We start from the raw sequence: 18,389 nt of genomic DNA, 5'->3' as shown, positions 1-18,389 counted from the left end.
AAAGCCCATAGGGCAATAAACAAGCAGTACAGTTTCTTCTTTACCTTAAAAGGCTGCACGGGACATTATGATCCTGCGCAGCCTCTCTTATTATGTGAAAAATACACCCGCACAAAAAAGCCACAGCAGCGGTGCAGCTGCCGTGGCTTTTAATCGTTTTATTTTGTGTAGCACTCAAATGCTGCTTCAGCAACCTTCTTGTCCTCGTCGTTGGACTTAGTGATAAGGCTAACAACAGGAACAACTATCAGACCGAACAGCATCGCAAATGCACCTGCGTTAACAGGTGAAGTCAGTGCAAGACCGCCAAGTGTCTTGGGTGCATCGGGGATAACACCGAAGGTATAGATCATCATGTGAACAACAGTTATGCCCACGCCGCAGATGAAGCTTGCCATAACAGCCGCCTTGGTAACGCCTTTCCAGAACAGACCGTACATGAAAGGTGCAAGGAATGCGCCTGCCAGTGCGCCCCAGCTTATGCCCATCAGCGAAGAGATGACCATAGCATCCTGCTTTGCGCCGCGCAGAGAGTATACTGCGATAGCAACGGATATCAGCAGGAACACTGCGATGAATATACGCATGATGCGAACTTCTTCCTTTTCGTTCATGTTCTTTTTAAGGGGCTTGATAAGGTCGATGGTCAGTGTCGAGCTGGAAGTCAGAACCAGTGAAGACAGTGTAGACATGGAAGCCGAAAGCACCAGCACGATTATCAGTGCGAAAAGTGCACTGGGCAGAGAATCCATCATAGTAGGAACGATAGCGTCAAAGCCATCAATGGGCTCACCTTTCTCGTTCTTCTCCATGAACAGTCTGCCGAAACCGCCCAGGAAGTAACAGCCGCCTGCAACTACAACAGCGAATATGGTGGAAACTACAGTACCTGTAACAACGGACTTGTCGTCCTTGATTGCATAAAACTTCTGTACCATCTGAGGAAGTCCCCATGTACCGAGAGAAGTCAGTATAACAACGCCTATCAGGTTTATGGGGTCGGGGCCTATTATCGAGTTGAACACACCTGTGTTGCCATTTGCATCGGGGATAGCGCCCATAGCCTCCATGGAGCCCGAGAATCCTCCGTTTACTTTAAGCACAGCCACAACAACAGCCGCAATACCTATCAGCATGATTATGCCCTGAATGAAATCGTTGAGGGCAGTAGCCTTGTAGCCGCCCATGATAACGTATATCGCGGTGAACACAGCCATAGCCACTATGCACCATTCATAATCAATGTGGAAACTCTTCTCGAACAGTCTTGAAAGACCGTTGTAAACAGATGCGGTGTAGGGGATAAGGAATATGAAGATTATCAGTGCTGACACCGTTTTCAGAGTCTTTGAGTTGTATCTGAATTCAAAGAACTCGGGCATGGTCTTAGCGTCCAGATGCTTTGTCATTGTACGTGTGCGCTTGCCGAGTATCAGCCAAGCCATCAGCGAACCGATTATCGCATTGCCTATGCCGACCCATGTTGAAGCCACGCCGTAAGCCCAGCCGAATTTTCCTGCGTATCCCACGAATATAACCGCCGAGAAATACGAAGTACCGTAAGCGAAAGCCGTGAACCAGGGGCCCAGACCTCTGCCGCCGAGGACGAAGTCATTAACATTCGCTGTCTTTTTGCGGTAGTACGCGCCGATACCTATCATCAGCATAAGGTACACCACAAGAATGATCCATCTTAATACCAATATGAACACTTCCTTAAAATATTTGACGGCTCATGGTCATTGCATTAAAGTTTTAACGCTTTTATGCTTTTATCCAATAAACCGACTGTTATATTATATAACATTTTCCTGCCGCTGTCAACCGCGGCGGAGTTTTTTGCCAAAAGAATACCAAACAAATTTGTCCATCGGCTTTTATGCAAATTTACCAGAGCAAACTCGGAATTTCCACAATATGTAAAAAAGCTGTCCGCAAAGCAGACAGCCAAAATAACTATTCATAATAAATGGTCCCGCCCGCAGATGTATCCGTAAGGAAAGCACCTGCGGGCGGTTAACCGAGAAATTTAGGAGGTGAAGAATTGCGAAGTTAATTATGTTACGGCATAAGCTTTTTCACAGGCAGTTCGGGGATATCCCTCATATCGTAGCTGCGAAGTTCTTTTTTGCCGTCACGGAGTATCTGTAATACAAGTTCCTTTCCGTTGAGTTCTGCGGAAAGTATCCTGCACCCGAAGAGTGCGGAAGCGTCCTCATACATCTTTTTCTGCTCGTCGCCGTAGTCTTCGGCATTGTCAGAGGTGAACCATACACTGCCTGTCAGAGCGTTTATTTCCGCCAGACATTTCCGCTGAGAAGCGGTCATAGTGGTCTCTGTATCACGCAGAAGATATACATCGGGGTCACAGCCGAAAGCCCTGCCGTCCAGCTGTCTTCTGAAAACCGAATTCATTATGCAGTTCCTTGTGCTTGGTCTTTCGCGGTGCATCAGCTTCATATAGGGCTTGTCGTCCCAGTCAAGGCTGACATCACATCCCACACGACAGTATTCAACTCTGCCGAATACCGAAGCAAGGGGCACGCCACAGCCCAGTATAGCTGTATCTCCCGCCAGTTCACGCAGAAGCTTAATAGCGTCCGACATTACCATGCCGCGGGTCTTGTCTTTGCGGGGGACTAGGCAGGCGGCGTAGAGAAAATCCAGTTTCAGCAGCCTGTTGAAACCCCATTCGTTTATAATAGTATCAAAAACTTCTTTCAGATAAGCGCGGAAGTCCTCGTTGTAGATATCCAGCGCATAGAACCCCGACCAGTTGCTTCCGCCCTTTACGACTCTGCCGTTCTTGTCTTTCAGTAGCCAGTCCTTGTGACTTTTGAAAAGTTCTGACTTTTCTTCGCACACGAAAGGTGCGAGCCATATCCCGGCTTTGCCTTTTCCGAGTTCTGCCATCCTGTCGGTCACAGCTTTCAGACCGTTCGGGAATTTCTTCTCGTCGATACTCAGCCAGTCACCCACAGCGGTCTGCCAGCCGTCGTCTATCTGGAAGATATCATCTTTCCCAAGATCGCTCTGTTCAAGGTCTTTTGTGAGTATCTCCTCGCTGATATTCTGATAATGTCTGTACCAGCTGGTATAGCCGTGTATCCGCGGGAGATCCCGCTTAGCAATGCCCATCAGCCCGAACCACTTGTCGAAGACTTCGTCCTCACTGCCCCTGCCGATGTACAGCTTCAAGCCTTCAAAGCTGTTTTCGATATGAAGTTCACTGCATTCCTTGAAAGCCAGTACTCTGCCTGCGGCGCAGTCTGTGCGGATAGTTGTGAAACCGCTGTCCTCGTTCAGCGAACCTATAAAGTCGTATACATCGTAATTGCGGATATATCCGTAGCTGAAACCGTGCATAACGCCTTTTTTCAGGCTGTATCTCGTGAATGTGTAATCTCCGTACTGTGAGAATGCATACTTGTCAGCGATAGGCTTCGGGATATGGTCAACGCCACGAAGCCTGCCGTTTATCGGATGTTCGGCGCTGTCCGTCCATGACTGATAACCATTCAGGAATACGCGGCTGATGCTTTTGAATTCGTATTCAAATTCCGCCGAGAGCCTTAACAGTTCTATGGGTGTGACCGAAGTCACCGAAGCCGATATTACGCCGTCCTCATTTGTGATTGTCAGCTTGACGCGCTGATTTTCCACACTTTTGTCAGTGGTGACGGAATACACCTTTCCGCCTGCGATGTAGGCGAATTTTATGTGTTTGAACCTCAGCATCGTCAGCCCTCCTTGTTTGTGCTTTCAAGTTTTGAGATAACGTCCTTTTCGTTGTATCGGAAGAATATAAGTCCGCCGATAAGACAAAGCACGGTAGCCAGTATAGCAGTTATCCTGAGTCCGAGACCGTAACCGCTCTCGCCCGAGGGTACGTCCGAGTTGATGGTCTTTATACTGGTGAACAGCAGCATAGCCAGCGACTGTCCCATCTTGAAAGCGAAAGTTCGTGCCGCGTAGAACATACCCTGACGGCTTTCGCCTGTTTCTATCTTGTCAGCTTCTGAGATATCAGCCACCACAGCCTGGGGAAGTATGCCAAGTATCGCCATAGGAATAGCCGCCAGCGCCGCGATGATGAATCCGTATGCCACACCCGGTATTGGCAGTATGCCTGCCAGTGAAGTTACAAGGAAAGTCACGGAGAAGAACATGAAAGCAAAAGCGATAAGTTTCTTCTTGCCCATTTTCTTTGCGAAGATGTTCACAGGCGCATAGCACAGCAGCGAGAAGAAAGTCATAGCCGCAAACATGGGGAATGCCCAGGTTTCTTTAAGTCCCAGCAGAGTAGTGATGTAGAAGGGAAGTCCTGTCTGGAACATTGTAAGTCCTATCCAGTAGAATATGTCCGAAGCCACAAATGTACGGAAATCACCGTTCTTGAAAGTAGCCATCAGCGAACCGAAAGCTGTGCCCTCGGTAGGTGTGGTATCGGCATAAGCGTTCTCGTCTATCAGGAAAGCGGGCACCAGCATACATACAACAGCTATCGCTGAAAGTATGCCCACCGTCAGCCTGAAGCTGTTTGTGTAGCCCATAGCCCCCGAGAATATCCCCGCGATGTTCGGCACAAGGTAAGATATGCCCGAACCGAAGAAGTAAGTCACGGAAATATAGGTGGAAAGATTTATCCTCGTTTCCTGTGTTCTGCCAAGTTCGGGGATAAGTGCGTTGTAAGGTGTGCAGTAAGCTGTCATGCAAAGGTAGAACAGCATACAGAACAAAAACAGAAGTCCGAAATTTCCGTAGCTCTCACCCTTGAAAGGAAGTGTGAATATCAGAACTGTCATAACACCGAAGGGTATAGCCGCCACCCTCATGAAAGGTATGCGCCTGCCCAGACGATGCTTGAATCCGTCGGACTTGCCTGCGATGTAAGGGTCGGTCACGGCATCGAAAATACGTCCCGCCGCGGCGATAACGCCCATTGCCGTCAGAAGTCCAAGCACTATCCTTCCCTGGGGTATAAAGTAGCTGTGCCCCTCGGGAAGTTTATCGGGTTCATAGAATTTTACCAGCCAGTTAGTGATTATGCCCGCCAGAGTTGACCAGCCCAGCTGACCTATTGCGAATATCCAGAGTATTTTGTTTGAAGCTATTTTCTTGTTCTCCATATCCATGCCCCCTGTCGTTCTCAGCTTATCTTGCGCTGAGGTAGTTCACACCTGTGTTTATCAGCAGTTCAAGTTCCGCTACTGCGTAATCGCTCCTGTCAGATGGAAGAAGCTCGCCCTTGACGAATTTCTTGCACATTTCCAGCAGCGCATGGGCGTAGGTCAGATAATGCATCTTGAAGTTATCCACCCTGCGCACCGTACCGTCTTTAAGCCCCTTTTCGTAAGCCCTTACCAGTACGGGATAAAAGTTTATTATCGAACTCTCATACTTCTGCAAGTCTTCCTTGGCTATCTGCTCGCGTACTATATATGTATCGAACTCTCCCAACAGCCGCATGAAATCGCTGTGAGCCTCATACAGCACCAGATACATACGCATAAGGTCGTTTATCTGCTTGATGCCGGGCTGCTGCATGAATTCTTTGGTATCAAATACCCCTGCAAAAAGCTCATTGACCTCGTCCCAGAGATATGTCATCGCTTCCGTCACCATACGGGGTTTTGTGCCGAAATAACGGTAGAGAGTAGCCACTCCCACGCCGCTTGCGTCAGCGATATCTGTCATCTTTATCTCCTCGATGCCTTGTTTGAGAAAAAGCTGTGCGGCAGTGAGGACTGCACGGTCGGTTCGCTGGACTTTTAAATTTTTTCTTGAAAAATCGGAACAAATCTCATTAACCACTTGACAAACCTCCTCAAATGTGATAGACTTACTATCAACTGATAGATAGTCTATCATATAAACCGACATTTGTCAAGAGATCTATGAAAATATTAAAATTTACGACACAATTTTCTGCAACAGACACAATCGTGAAACGTTTAAGTTCGGTAAATCGGCAATAATATTTATGCCGAGCCGCACACTGCAAAATGGAGGTACAGCTATGGAAAGATCAAAAGTGATATTCGGCAATCAGATGTCAGAGTCAGTTTACAGAAAGGCAGTCAAAGGCAAGGAGAAGTTCATTAAAAAGTACGGCAGTGATATGGACAGGGTTTACCATCTCACCGCCGCACCCGCTCACGCCATAGGTGAGCCCCTCGGCGTGCGGGAGCTTAAAATATCCGGAAAGACAGGAGTTACATTCAATGATAAGAGCCTTGTCATCGGAAATATCCGCATGGGCTTCGGTCACTACCGTATCTCCATGGCGATAGCCTCCGCTGCCCGTTCAATGGGCTATGACCCTTATTGGTTCGACCTCTGTTCTTTCGGCGATACTACCTGCGGCAAGGTCATAGCAGGGCAGAATCAGCTGTATTCTCTGGGCTCACGCATTTCTCAGAAGTCCGTACTGTTCAATAAACTTTTCTGGGAACCCCTGAACAGCGAGGGCTTCCGTCAGCTGACCTACAATTGTTCCGACCAGAAGACGGCTGAACTTATGACACCTGTATTCCGCGACCTGCCCAAGGATATACCCTATGTTGCCACCCACGTATGGCCATCGCAGGCGGCGATACACGCAGGTCTCACCCATGTGGTGAACGCTGTTCCCGATAACTGGCCTATGGCACTGCATCTTTCCGAGGGTGCAGTCCATACAGTCCAGACTCCCTCGGCGTATCTGGGATACCGCGCACTCCGCGGCATGGACAAGCATCGTATACTCAAGCCCATGCCCGAGGATTCCGTAGTATATACAGGTCATTATATCGACCACGAACTCGTCAGCAATATCGAATACGACTGCGCAAAGCGCATCGAAAGGGCGCAGAAAGGCAAAGCTGTACGCTGGCTGATGTCCGTGGGCGGCGCAGGTGCACAAAAGGAGATATTCGTATCCATGATAAGGAGAATGCTTCCCTATATCAAAAAGGCAAAGGCTGCACTTTTCATAAATGTGGGCGACCATAAAAATGTGTGGGAACAGCTGAAGACCGAGATGCCCCATATGATGCCCTATGTTACCGAGCATTTCAACGATTTCACCGAGACTTCCGAGTTTGCAGGACAGGCGATTGACGGAGAGGTGTTCGGCATACACGCTTTCTGCCATGAGGATATCTTCGCGGCGGTCTACTCCACAAATCTGCTTATGCGCTGTTCCGATGTGCTTATCACCAAGCCCAGCGAACTGGCTTTCTATCCCATACCCAAGCTGATGATTAAGCGCGTGGGCGGTCACGAAGCGTGGGGCGCTGTGCGTGCGGCAGAAGTCGGTGACGGCACCTACGAATGTTCCACCCCCGCGGAGACCTGCGGCATGATGAAGCTTATCCAGCATAACGGTGATATCATCGAAAAAATGTGTGAAAATATCATCACTGCAAAAAAAGCAGGCATATATGACGGTGCGTATAAGGTGGTAGAACTGGCAGTATCTGGAAAAATAATATAATTATTAACAGTTTATGTTAATACGATGTGAATAAATCACAAATAAACATCAAAACACCTCGCCATTTACAGCTTTCGACTTGATTTTTTTCGTTCGGTATGTTAAAATAATGAAGTAAAATGAAGTGCATGGAGAATGCTGCCGCGCATGAACTCTTTTGGCAGCTGAAACAGTGAGGAAGATATGATCGAAAATGATAACAGAAACGTTCCCGAGGAGGAGCGTGCTGTTAATGGAGCGGAAACAGCCATAGATTATTATGATCTGTCAAGGTATGAACTTTCTCCCGAGGAAAAAGCCCGTGAGGAGATGATAAGACAGCGCATCAGGGACAGACGCCGCGCGGCCGAGCGCAGACGTATAAAGCGCAACCGCACACTGGTACTGATAGTAGCTGTAGTTCTGGTATTCATACTTTGCAGGGGCTGCTACGCATCCTACCGCAAAAAGCGGGATGAAAAGCAGGCAAAAGCCAAAGCGTCGCAAAGCAAAGTCGTGAAGCCGACAGTTCAGGAGATCGATACCGACAGTTCCGAAGAGGAAAAACCGCAGGCAGGACACAAGATACAGCAGGTCGATGGTCTTACATATGTTGACGGCATACTTATCGTCAACAAGACCTATCCTTTGCCGAAGGATTACGCACCCGGCATAAGTACAGCAGCTCAGGCGGCATTTGATGATATGACGGCGGCGGCTTTCAATGATGGGCTGTACCTCTACGTCAATTCGGGATTCCGCAGTTACGATGAGCAGTATGCGCTGTATTACAGCTATGCTCTTGACAGGGGAATAGCCGAGGCTGACAGAGTATCCTCCCGACCCGGATATTCCGAGCATCAGTCGGGACTGTGCTTCGATGTCAATTCGACGGACTTCTCATTCAGTGATACCGCCGAAGCAAGATGGCTGGCGGCACACTGTGCGGATTACGGTTTCATTATACGTTTTCCAAAGGGGAAAGAGGCTATAACGGGGTATGAGTATGAGTCATGGCACATCAGGTACGTAGGCGTTGATATAGCAAAAGAGATCACATCAAAGGGTCTGTGTCTGGAGGAATACTTAGGTGTAACATCAAGTTATGATGATGCGCCCGACGGTGTTTCACAGCAGCAGCTTGCCGAAGAAATGGGCGTCACAGTCGATGGTCCCGGCGGCAGTACCGATACTGATGCTGAAAGCGAAAACGGCACTTACTACGATGAAGGCTATGAAAGTCAGGTACAATGACAGCTTTTCGCCCCTGCTTTGAAAGCGGGGGCGATTTTTATACAAATGGCAGGGTTACGTTATGAAAAAAAGGTTTACATTCAAAAGTTCATATTATTTGTCCATTGCTGTATTTGGCGCAGCAGCAATGGTGCTTTTGCCTGTCATGACGGCAGTGTTGTTCGATTCAACTACTGTTGGGCTGATAACGCTTATATCTGCAATGCTGATATACATAATATCGCTGCACCTTGCGGCGTGTGTTCCCTGCGTCATAAGTGCTGATGATGACGCTCTGCGGGTGGCTGTATGCTGGAAAAAGTATGTTTTTCCCTATAAGGATATCGAAAAAGCAGAGGTCAGCTACGAGTTTATTGATACTCTCATGCTGATGGAAGTACCTTATTATCTTGAGACCCTTAAGATAACCGCAAGATCAGGGGAATACAGCTTTAAAAGCAAGACCCGCACCGGGAAACAGGAAGACGGCAGACCTTTCCCGTTTGAGAACGGTAAGTTCCATGAGATAAGGAGCTATATCGCACCACGCATAAAGGGCGGAAAATAATTATTATGCCGTTAACAATGATCGGTCACGAAAAATACACATTCCGGGATTATCATATTTTTAGGAAATTGTCCGCACAATGCGGACCTCTGAAAAGGAGCTGACAACTGATGGCAAAGATACTGGCAGTAGACGATGAGGCGAAGATACGTACCATCATCAAGGAGTACGCTGAGTTCGAGGGCTATGAAGTAGCCGAGGCAGCAGACGGCATGGAAGCTGTGGAAATGGTGAAGAACGATGATTTCGATATCATAATAATGGATATCATGATGCCCAGACTTGACGGATATTCCGCCTGCAAGGAGATACAGAAGATCAAGAAGATACCTGTGATAATGCTCTCCGCAAGGGGCGAGGAGTATGATAAGCTCTTCGGATTCGAGATAGGCATAGACGACTATATGGTCAAGCCTTTTTCGCCCAAGGAACTCATGGCGAGAGTCAGAGCGGTACTCAACCGCGCAAAGGCATCCCACACTACCGAGGATATCATCAAGTATCAGGGACTCGAGATAAACTTCACCGCAAGGGAAGTCAAGATAGATGGCGAAAAGGTCTCCATGACCCCCAAGGAGTACGATCTCCTTTTCTATCTAGTGAGAAATATGAATATCGCCCTTTCAAGAGAAAAGCTTCTTGAGGAAGTCTGGGGCTTCGATTTCTACGGCGATGACAGAACCATAGATACTCACATAAAAATGCTGAGAAACTCTCTCGGACCATACCGCAACCTTATCGTTACCCTGAGAGGAATGGGGTATAAGTTTGAAAAGATCCAGTAAAAAGTCCAAAGGTCTCGGGAAAACTGTAAGGGATATCCGCAAGGGCAAGCGCAGTATGCAGACCTTTGTCTGGATATACTTCGTGCTGTTTGCCATAGTGATACTTGTGGTGCTCTGGTTGGGGCAGTACGTTTTTTTGTACAATTATTATAAGTCCGCGAAAGTCAGCAGCATAAGCCGCGAGGCGAACCGTATCATACAGGCATACGGCACTGAGGAACAGGGTCATATCAACAGGACTGTCGCTTATGAGAACAGTATGTGCATTGTCATAACCGACGTGGACGGCAACCCGCTGACCTCCGAGAATAATCTGGGCTCCTATTCAAAGCTCTACGATGATATCGAGAATAATTATTCCATGTATATTTTCGAGCTTAAAAGTGCTCTTGAAAAGGCTTCGGACAACTGTTATACCGTCACCTTTGATAATGATGATCTCAATGTCAAGGAAATGATATACTGTGCCGAGATCTATACCGATGATTCTCCAGATCAGGCTTACTTGTTCATCGAATCCACCATCGAACCGATAGATTCCACGGTGAAGATAATCAGGGAACAGCTTATGTTCATATCCATAATCCTCTTTGAACTGGCGATAATCGTGGGTACATTGGCAGCCATGAGGCTCACCCGACCCATAGTCAGCATCACCAAGACCGCCAAGCGTTTCGGTGAAGGCGATTTTGATGTTGAATTCAAGGGCAAGGGTTACAGAGAAACCGAAAAACTGGCAGAAGTCCTTAATGATGCCAAAAATGAGATTCGCAAGGTAAGTGATCTCAGAAAAGACCTGATAGCCAATATCTCCCACGATCTCCGCACGCCTCTTACCATGGTCAAAGCCTACGCTGAGATGATACGCGACCTTTCGGGTGATAATCCAGTAAAAAGGGCTGAACACATACAGGTAATAATCGATGAAGCCGACAGGCTCTCGAATCTTGTGAATAATCTGCTGGAGCTTTCAAAGCTGGAAAGCGGAAATATGGAGCTCAATCGCCGTAAGTTCTCCATAGTCGATAAAATAAACGACTGCATGACCAGATATCAGCTGGTCATCGAACAGAACGGCTACGATATGAAGTATGAACCCGATGAGGACAGGCAGATAGATGCCGATCCCGATAAACTCGATCAGGTGATATACAACTTCATAAACAACGCTATAAACTATACAGGTGACCATAAGGTCATACGCATCAAGCAGATAAACTCTGAAAAATCTGTCCGCATTGAAGTATCCGATAACGGAAAAGGTATTGCAAAAGACCTTTTGCCAAAGGTATTCGACAGGTATTACCGCGATGCTAAAGTCAAGCGTGATGTGGTAGGCACAGGTCTCGGACTTGCGATATGCAAGGAGATACTGAAATGCCACGATTTCCCCTTCGGTGTCCGCTCGGAAGAGGGCAAGGGCACTACATTCTGGTTTGAGATACCTATATGACCTTTTGTAATATCATAAACCCGAAAGAACAGCTGATCCTGTGTCAGCTGTTCTTTTTTTGCCTGAAAATACAAAAGAAAAGAGCCGCACATTTGTGCAGCCCTTTCCCGGAAGTAAAGAATATGAAAAATGATTAGAAGAATGCTTTGTCAGAACCCTCCGAAAAAACTGAAAGGGTCGTAGTAGTAATTGTCATAGTCGTTGTAATCGTTGTAGTAATCGCTGCTGCGGCGGGTGTCGTTATTTTCGGTGACAGCCGTTTCGCCGGTGGCTTCGTCAAGTACAACGTCTATATTTATCTTTCGGTTGCTGCGGTAAACTGTCAGTGTTACCGTGTCGCCGGGTTTATGCTTGTTCTTGACATCGTTCAGCTGAACAATGCCGTTTATTATAGTATCATCTATTGCGATGATGATGTCATTCTCTTTAAGACCCGCAGCCTGTGCACCGCTGCCCTCGGTTACAGTCTTTACCAGGAATCCCTGAGGTATCCCGTAGTAGGTGGAGTAAGCGGATTTAACATCAGCGCCTGTTATACCGAGGCTGGGTCTGCCTGTTACATAGCCGTAGCTCATAAGGTCGCTGACTATAGGCAGAGCATCATCTATGGGTATCGCAAATCCGAGACCTTCAACTTCCGCCGATGCTACCTTAGCCGAGGTTATCCCGACTACCTGCCCGTAAGCATTTATCAGTGCACCGCCCGAGTTTCCTCCGTTTATCGAAGCATCGGTCTGGAAGACTTTCATGGTGATATCTTCAACGGTTATCGTCCTGTCCTTAGCCGAGATTATTCCCGAAGTAGCAGTGTTCGCCAGATCAAGTCCAAGAGGATTTCCTATAACTATCGCAAGCTCGCCCACCTGCACATCGGCAGATTTTCCTATCTCAGCTTTCACAAGATCGTTCTTTTCGATCTTCAGCACTGCCAGATCGGTCTGTGTATCCTTACCGACATTCTCTGCAGTGTAAGTCAGCTCATCCTGATTCTCATTGCCGTTCCCGTAATAAGGGGGGAGCACTACTGATATGGACTGTGCGTCCTTTATTACGTGTGCATTGGTGATGATATATCCGTCTTCGCTGAGTACTATGCCCGAACCCGTAGCTATGCCCTGATTAGTGATACAGCTTATGCCCACCACCGAGGGAGTCATCTTGCTGATGATGTCGGGTATCTTCATAGCGTCGTCAGGCGCCGCCAGCTGTTCCAGCGTAGGAAGATTGCTCCTGTTGACAGAAGCAGCAGAAGGATCGATATGCTCAGTGTCTGCAACTTCTTTGCCGACAGCGTCATTTCTGTCCGCGGGGAAAATACGGTCTCTGTCCGTGACTATCCTGTAGCCCACTATTGAAGTAACAGCTATCGCGCCAACACCCAGTATCGCCGCAAATGCGGTGAGTATCTTCTTGGCCGTCGAGCTTTTCTTTCCCATGGGTTCATAGGAGTACTCGTGCGCTATACCCTGCGGAACAAAGTTCGGCTTATCGCCTAAGCTTTCACGGTTCACATAGGGCTGCTGTACCGAGGGTGTTCTGTTTTCATCATAAGGCGGATATCCGCCGCCGTTATATCCGTTCAATCAAACGCCCTCCTTGACAAACCGATCGTTCTGTAATATAATGTATTACAGATTCGCTGTACGTCTTCTGACAATATTCATTATACCCGCAAATGTGATAGTTAAATGACAATCATAAAAAACTTTACAAAATAATTTCGTAATGTCAAAACAGCGGAATTACGCAGGCGCTATTCACAAGAAAATTAGAATTTACAATTTTTTTACATAATATCCCGCCTGGCACTTGACAACAGCCCCTCTATATGTTATAATGTTTGTACCTCTTTATGAGGTCTATTTTTTTGCGCCGTAAAAAAACGGAGGCAGAAAATCATAAGTTACCTCAGAATGCCGTAAGGTGCGGCATTTGCGCTTAAATGCGCATGAGGGAGGCAAAGACGTACCCCGACTGTTCTTTGAGGGGTATAAATTTCGTCAGGAGGTGCCGAAATGAGAGTTAAGATCACACTCGCGTGCACAGAGTGCAAGCAGAGAAACTACAACACCAAGAAGAACAAGAAGAATGACCCTGACAGACTTGAGATGAATAAGTACTGCAAGTTCTGCAAGAAGCACACTCTTCACAAAGAGACTAAGTGATTCTGAAAGGAGTTAGCTATGGCTAAGGACACTAAGGACACTAAGTCTAAAAAGAAGGACGCGAAAGAGGAAAAGAGCAAGGGCGGACTCAGAAAGTATTTCAAAGAGCTTCGCGCTGAGCTGAAAAAGGTCGTATGGCCCACAAGACAGCAGGTAGTTAACAATACCGGCGTTGTACTTGTAGTAATGTCAGTAGTAGGTCTGTTCCTTTTCGCAGTCGATACCGGACTGAGCTATGCTATAAGCAAGCTGATCGGTCTGGGTGCAGGCTAAATGCCTGTGACGGTATGAACGACATCAATATGGAGGTTTAAACATGGCAGAAGAAGCAAAGTGGTATGTAGTACACACCTATTCCGGCTATGAGAATAAGGTAGCCCAGAATATTGAAAAGGTCGTTGAAAACCGTAAGCTCCACGATCTTATCCCCGAAGTGAGGATCCCTATGGAGACCGTCACCGAGATAAAGGGCGAAAAGACCGTTGAAGCAGAAAAGAAGCTGTTCCCCAGCTATGTGCTGGTGAAGATGGTCCTTACAGATGACAGCTGGTATATAGTAAGGAATACCAGAGGCGTTACAGGATTTGTAGGTCCCGGAAGCAAGCCTGTGCCCCTTTCCGACAGGGAAGTAGAAGCACTCGGCGTTGATACGGGCACGCAGACAGTCAGAACGGATATCGCAGTCGGTGACGATGTTACCATGGTCGGCGGTTCCTTCGACGGCATGAGCGGTACAGTATCCGCTCTTGACCTTGAAAATGCTGCGGCAGATGTAACAGTGTCTATGTTCGGCAGAGAAACATCCGTAACACTGCCCCTCACTCAGCTGAGGAAAGAGGACTGATACGAACAGTTCGGGGTGAGATGCCCCAAATGTAAGCATGAGGAAGTTAAGCTTCCGGAAACGTGGGAGAGCCGAAAGGCTCGCCTTACCACTTAATTATGGAGGTGCAATATAATGGCACAGAAGGTAGTAGGCTATATCAAGCTTCAGATCCCCGCAGGAAAGGCAACTCCTGCTCCCCCTGTTGGTCCTGCACTGGGTCAGCACGGCGTTAACATTATGGCATTCACAAAGGATTTCAACGAGAGAACCAAGAACGATATCGGTCTGATCATCCCTGTTGTAATCACTGTATATGCTGACAGATCATTCACATTCATCACCAAGACTCCTCCTGCAGCAGTTCTGATCAAGAAGGCTTGCAAGATCGAGTCCGGTTCCGGCGTTCCTAACAAGACCAAGGTTGCAACTATCACCAAGGATCAGGTTAGACAGATCGCTGAGCAGAAGATGCCCGACCTCAACGCAGCTAACATCGACACTGCTATGAGCATGATCGCAGGTACCTGCAGATCTATGGGCGTTGTAGTTGAGGACTGAGGGGAGGAATAAAGAATGAAGCACGGAAAGAAGTATGTTGACGCTGCTAAGGTAGTTGACAGAGCTAAGCAGTACGATGCAGTTGAGGCTCTTGAGCTGGCTGCTAACAATGCAAAGGCTAAGTTCGATGAGACCATCGAGCTCCACATCCGTCTGGGTGTTGACTCCAGACACGCTGATCAGCAGGTTAGAGGCGCTGTTGTTCTCCCTAACGGTACAGGTAAGAAGGTTAGAGTTCTGGTATTCTGCAAGGAAGACAAGATCGAGGCTGCTAAGGCAGCTGGCGCTGAGTATGCAGGCGGCATGGAGTTCGTTGATAAGATCACCAAGGAAAACTGGATGGATTTCGACGTAGTTATCGCTTCTCCCGATATGATGGGCGTTGTTGGTAGACTCGGTAAGGTCCTCGGTCCCCGTGGTCTGATGCCTAACCCCAAGGCTGGTACTGTTACTCCCGATGTTGCAAAGGCTGTAACTGATGCTAAGGCTGGTAAGATCGAGTACAGACTCGACAAGACCAACATCATCCACTGCCCCATCGGCAAGGCTTCCTTCGGCGTAGAGAAGCTGGAGCAGAACTTCAATACTCTCGTTGATGCAGTAGTTAAGGCTAAGCCTGCAGCTGCAAAGGGTCAGTATCTGAAGAGCATCACTGTTGCTTCCACTATGGGCGTTGGTATCAGAGTAAATACCGCTAAGTACGGCAACTAATATTGTTCGTTATGCGTGTATCCGTCACAAGCGGGTACACGCTTTTTTTTTGAAAAAAATTTTTCAAAAAAAGTGAGTGGTTTTTGTTTTACCGCCGTATATGTATATGAAAGATCTTTCAGAACGAAGAAAAGGAGGATACCTAATGAAAAATTTAACAGAACTTCTGAAGGACATCCCCCTTGAAGAAATGACGGGAGGTCTTGATATGAGTACCATAGCAGAAAATAAGACAGAAACAAATGTGAAGAACAGTAAAGCGAAAATAAAAAATAAAGCGTCGGCAGCCGTGGCAATAGCAGCTTGTGCAGTTGTGGCTGTGGCAGGTGCCATCCATTACAGAGGAAACGATATCCAGAAACACGGTGCATCAAATGATAGTGCTGTCACCACCGATGCGCAGGATTCAGCTAATGAGGAGCCTGTTCACGAAGACAGTCCTGAAAAAGAATTGAACTACGAGTTAGCCAAGCTTTTCTTTGATGACATGGAAATGGATATGACCCAGATGGGCGACAATCTGCGCATCATGAGCACCAAGGTCGGTGATGTTACCGAGGGCTTTGAAAATTATGATATCTGGATTCCCGGCGTATTGGTAGAGGGAACCAAATATAACATACTCGTTGCCCTGCAGACCAAGGACGGCAGTAATCTGCCGAAAGATCTGGAGTATATAGATTTTAAAGGTGATTACAATATTGACGGCTACCATGTGTCGGGTGGCTCTGAAGGCACGTCTATGCATATCTTTGGCGATAAAGCAGTAGGTATGTTTACTATTGATCTTAATGCCACTGTTTGTGCTTATGGCGAAGGATTCGATCCCTATGAAGATTATCCCGAAGCATCAGAAGTTCTTAATGCTGATAGCAAAGTACATTATGAAATAAGATATTTATTTATGGATGATTACGATGAGCCGCTTGAAGGTTTTTTCACAGCTGAATTAAAGCTGGGTGATGTATTCGGTTCTCAGCCCGTTAACGAAGAAAAACAGTCAAATGAAGCCAATGCTAAACTTTTCTATGATATCCACGGCTTTGATTACGAACTTGCCAAAAATAATGTTTTTCCAATGGAAAGCAAAGTCGGTGAGATAAAAGAAGGCTTTGAAGGTCTTGATATCAGCCTGTGTGATGTACGTATGTGCAGTTCTACGAACAGTTCCGTGTTTGATATTGTTATCAAAAACAAGGACGGCAGTGATTTTGCAGAAGGTATATCCGATCCCAATAATATTTTGAACGGTTCGTCACTTGAGATGTTTGTAGGAGATGAATCTGTCAAACTTGACACGTCGCATATTGTAAGTGTAAGCAAGGATACAGCTATATATACGATATACGTAGATTGGACAAGCCTTGATGAAGATGCCGTTGATGAAGATTCCAACATTATCATAAGGCTCAGTGATTTGTCCTCGACCAAAGATGATAATACCGAGATAAAATATGATGGTCTGTTTGAAGCAATCCTTAATCCTGAAACCTTTGAAGAACTGGATATAGGATTCCCCGAACTTGGATGTATGCCTGATGAGCCGATAAGCGGCTTATGGGATATCAACGAGAATTTAGGTGCTAAGGAGCCACAATATTTGAAATACAATGTCGGAGAGGTATATTTTTCAAATTGTGAGATAATGGTAGAATTGTTTGGCGGCGAGGATCTTGATAAATTCCTTGACGAGCTGCATACAGCTTGGTCGCTGCAGGCAACTATGATAGATCGCAGGAAGAGGAATGTTGATACTAGCGAGGAGCTTATGTCCGACCGTGATCTTGACTTTATAAAACTTGAATATGAAGACGGTACCATAGAGATACCAAATTACAGAAATGTTGATTTCATGAGAACTGAAGGATCAGATAAAAACGGCAAAACTATAGAAGGCTATATTATGGATTTCGATTGCCTTGACGGTCCCTTCGACGCGCGTAAGGTCAAGGCTATCCGTATAGGTTCGGCTGTTATCCCTGTAAAATAATTGACCTAAAATACTAAAAGAAAGGCGGTGACCCCATGACCGATGAAGAGATACTGGCTCTGATGCAGCAGAATGATACATCAGCACTTGATGCGCTGATGGAAAGATATAAAACACTGGTGAGCTTTATAATCTCACAGTCGGTCAGGGGCAGCGCTGATATCGAGGAAGCTGTGCAGGACACATTCTTCAAGGTGTGGCGCAACAGGTCATCGATAGATACTGAACGCAGAAGCCTGAAAGGCTACATAAGCATGGTGGCAAAAAGCTGTGCCGAGGACAAACGCCGCAGTACAGCTCGTCATGCAAATACCGACGATATCTCCGAAAAGGAGAATGATCTCGGCATAGATATCGACTACGAGGATGAAGCCGCCAAAAAGGAGAATATGCGCATCATCGCCGAAACCATACGCGAGATGCCATCTCCCGACCGTGAGATCTTCATCGACAGATACTACTTTCGTCTCGCCGTCAAGGATATCGCAGATATGCACGGCTTAAAACCCAAAAAAGTTGAAAATATCCTAGCCCGCCGCAAGAAAAAACTGGGCAAGGAACTCCTGAAAAAAGGAATAATTCTCTCTTAAAAATAGTAAAAGACACTTTCGCACCAAACGAAAGTGTCTTTTCATCTCTATGTC

The 18,389-nt window shown here is 46.8% G+C and carries 17 protein-coding genes; 12 read left to right on the top strand and 5 right to left on the bottom strand.

What is annotated here, in order from left to right:
• Positions 1-158: 158 nt before the first annotated feature.
• From N773_RS0109015 to N773_RS0109000, 4 genes are all read right to left on the bottom strand, one after another.
• Positions 159-1,661 (bottom strand): sodium:solute symporter family protein, encoded by a 1,503-nt coding sequence (locus tag N773_RS0109015; RefSeq protein WP_431602480.1) that lies wholly within the window; start codon positions 1,659-1,661, stop codon positions 159-161.
• Between the two features lie 400 nt (positions 1,662-2,061).
• Positions 2,062-3,738, bottom strand: coding sequence for a glycoside hydrolase family 36 protein (locus N773_RS0109010; protein ID WP_024857491.1), 1,677 nt, complete (start codon positions 3,736-3,738; stop codon positions 2,062-2,064).
• Positions 3,739-3,740: 2 nt separating this feature from the next.
• Positions 3,741-5,129, bottom strand: a complete 1,389-nt coding sequence (locus N773_RS0109005) for an MFS transporter (protein WP_024857490.1) — start codon at positions 5,127-5,129, stop codon at positions 3,741-3,743.
• A 25-nt stretch (positions 5,130-5,154) separates the two neighbouring features.
• Entirely contained in the window at positions 5,155-5,814 is a 660-nt protein-coding gene (locus N773_RS0109000) for a TetR/AcrR family transcriptional regulator (RefSeq protein WP_024857489.1), read from the bottom strand.
• Between the two features lie 205 nt (positions 5,815-6,019).
• Here N773_RS0109000 and N773_RS0108995 point away from each other — a divergent pair, with 205 nt between their 5' ends.
• The 5 genes from N773_RS0108995 (at position 6,020) to N773_RS0108975 (ending at position 11,495) form a co-directional block, all read left to right on the top strand.
• The gene (locus tag N773_RS0108995) at positions 6,020-7,477 is read left to right on the top strand and encodes a DUF6937 domain-containing protein (protein ID WP_024857488.1); all 1,458 of its coding nucleotides are present in this window, start codon (positions 6,020-6,022) and stop codon (positions 7,475-7,477) included.
• A gap of 183 nt (positions 7,478-7,660) precedes the next feature.
• Positions 7,661-8,710, top strand: coding sequence for a M15 family metallopeptidase (locus N773_RS0108990; protein WP_024857487.1), 1,050 nt, complete (start codon positions 7,661-7,663; stop codon positions 8,708-8,710).
• A 61-nt stretch (positions 8,711-8,771) separates the two neighbouring features.
• Positions 8,772-9,257: a hypothetical protein gene (locus N773_RS0108985; protein WP_024857486.1), complete on the top strand. Its 486-nt coding sequence runs from the start codon at positions 8,772-8,774 to the stop codon at positions 9,255-9,257.
• A 110-nt stretch (positions 9,258-9,367) separates the two neighbouring features.
• The gene (locus N773_RS0108980) at positions 9,368-10,042 is read left to right on the top strand and encodes a response regulator (RefSeq protein WP_024857485.1); all 675 of its coding nucleotides are present in this window, start codon (positions 9,368-9,370) and stop codon (positions 10,040-10,042) included.
• A complete protein-coding gene (locus N773_RS0108975) occupies positions 10,026-11,495 on the top strand; it encodes a sensor histidine kinase (protein ID WP_024857484.1) in 1,470 nt (489 codons plus the stop codon). Before N773_RS0108980 ends, N773_RS0108975 begins: the two co-directional genes overlap by 17 nt.
• Positions 11,496-11,644: 149 nt before the next feature.
• Here N773_RS0108975 and N773_RS0108965 read toward each other — a convergent pair whose 3' ends face one another.
• Positions 11,645-13,078, bottom strand: a complete 1,434-nt coding sequence (locus tag N773_RS0108965) for a S1C family serine protease (RefSeq protein ID WP_024857483.1) — start codon at positions 13,076-13,078, stop codon at positions 11,645-11,647.
• Positions 13,079-13,510: 432 nt separating this feature from the next.
• Here N773_RS0108965 and rpmG point away from each other — a divergent pair, with 432 nt between their 5' ends.
• From rpmG to N773_RS0108930, 7 genes are all read left to right on the top strand, one after another.
• Positions 13,511-13,660 (top strand): 50S ribosomal protein L33, encoded by a 150-nt coding sequence (rpmG, locus tag N773_RS0108960; RefSeq protein WP_002848320.1) that lies wholly within the window; start codon positions 13,511-13,513, stop codon positions 13,658-13,660.
• Between the two features lie 18 nt (positions 13,661-13,678).
• Positions 13,679-13,933, top strand: a complete 255-nt coding sequence (secE, locus tag N773_RS0108955) for a preprotein translocase subunit SecE (protein ID WP_024857482.1) — start codon at positions 13,679-13,681, stop codon at positions 13,931-13,933.
• A gap of 43 nt (positions 13,934-13,976) precedes the next feature.
• Complete coding sequence (gene nusG, locus N773_RS0108950) at positions 13,977-14,504, top strand: transcription termination/antitermination protein NusG (protein WP_024857481.1); 528 nt, start codon at positions 13,977-13,979, stop codon at positions 14,502-14,504.
• Between the two features lie 114 nt (positions 14,505-14,618).
• A complete protein-coding gene (gene rplK / locus N773_RS0108945) occupies positions 14,619-15,044 on the top strand; it encodes a 50S ribosomal protein L11 (protein ID WP_024857480.1) in 426 nt (141 codons plus the stop codon).
• Between the two features lie 15 nt (positions 15,045-15,059).
• The gene (gene rplA, locus N773_RS0108940; protein ID WP_024857479.1) at positions 15,060-15,755 is read left to right on the top strand and encodes a 50S ribosomal protein L1; all 696 of its coding nucleotides are present in this window, start codon (positions 15,060-15,062) and stop codon (positions 15,753-15,755) included.
• Between the two features lie 145 nt (positions 15,756-15,900).
• Complete coding sequence (locus tag N773_RS0108935; RefSeq protein WP_024857478.1) at positions 15,901-17,745, top strand: hypothetical protein; 1,845 nt, start codon at positions 15,901-15,903, stop codon at positions 17,743-17,745.
• 35 nt (positions 17,746-17,780) lie between these two features.
• Positions 17,781-18,335: an RNA polymerase sigma factor gene (locus N773_RS0108930; protein WP_024857477.1), complete on the top strand. Its 555-nt coding sequence runs from the start codon at positions 17,781-17,783 to the stop codon at positions 18,333-18,335.
• Positions 18,336-18,389 lie beyond the last annotated feature (54 nt).

The organism is Ruminococcus albus AD2013, assembly GCF_000526775.1.
GTDB lineage: Bacteria > Bacillota > Clostridia > Oscillospirales > Ruminococcaceae > Hominimerdicola > Hominimerdicola alba_A.
This window is presented reverse-complemented; position numbering and strand designations above follow the sequence as displayed.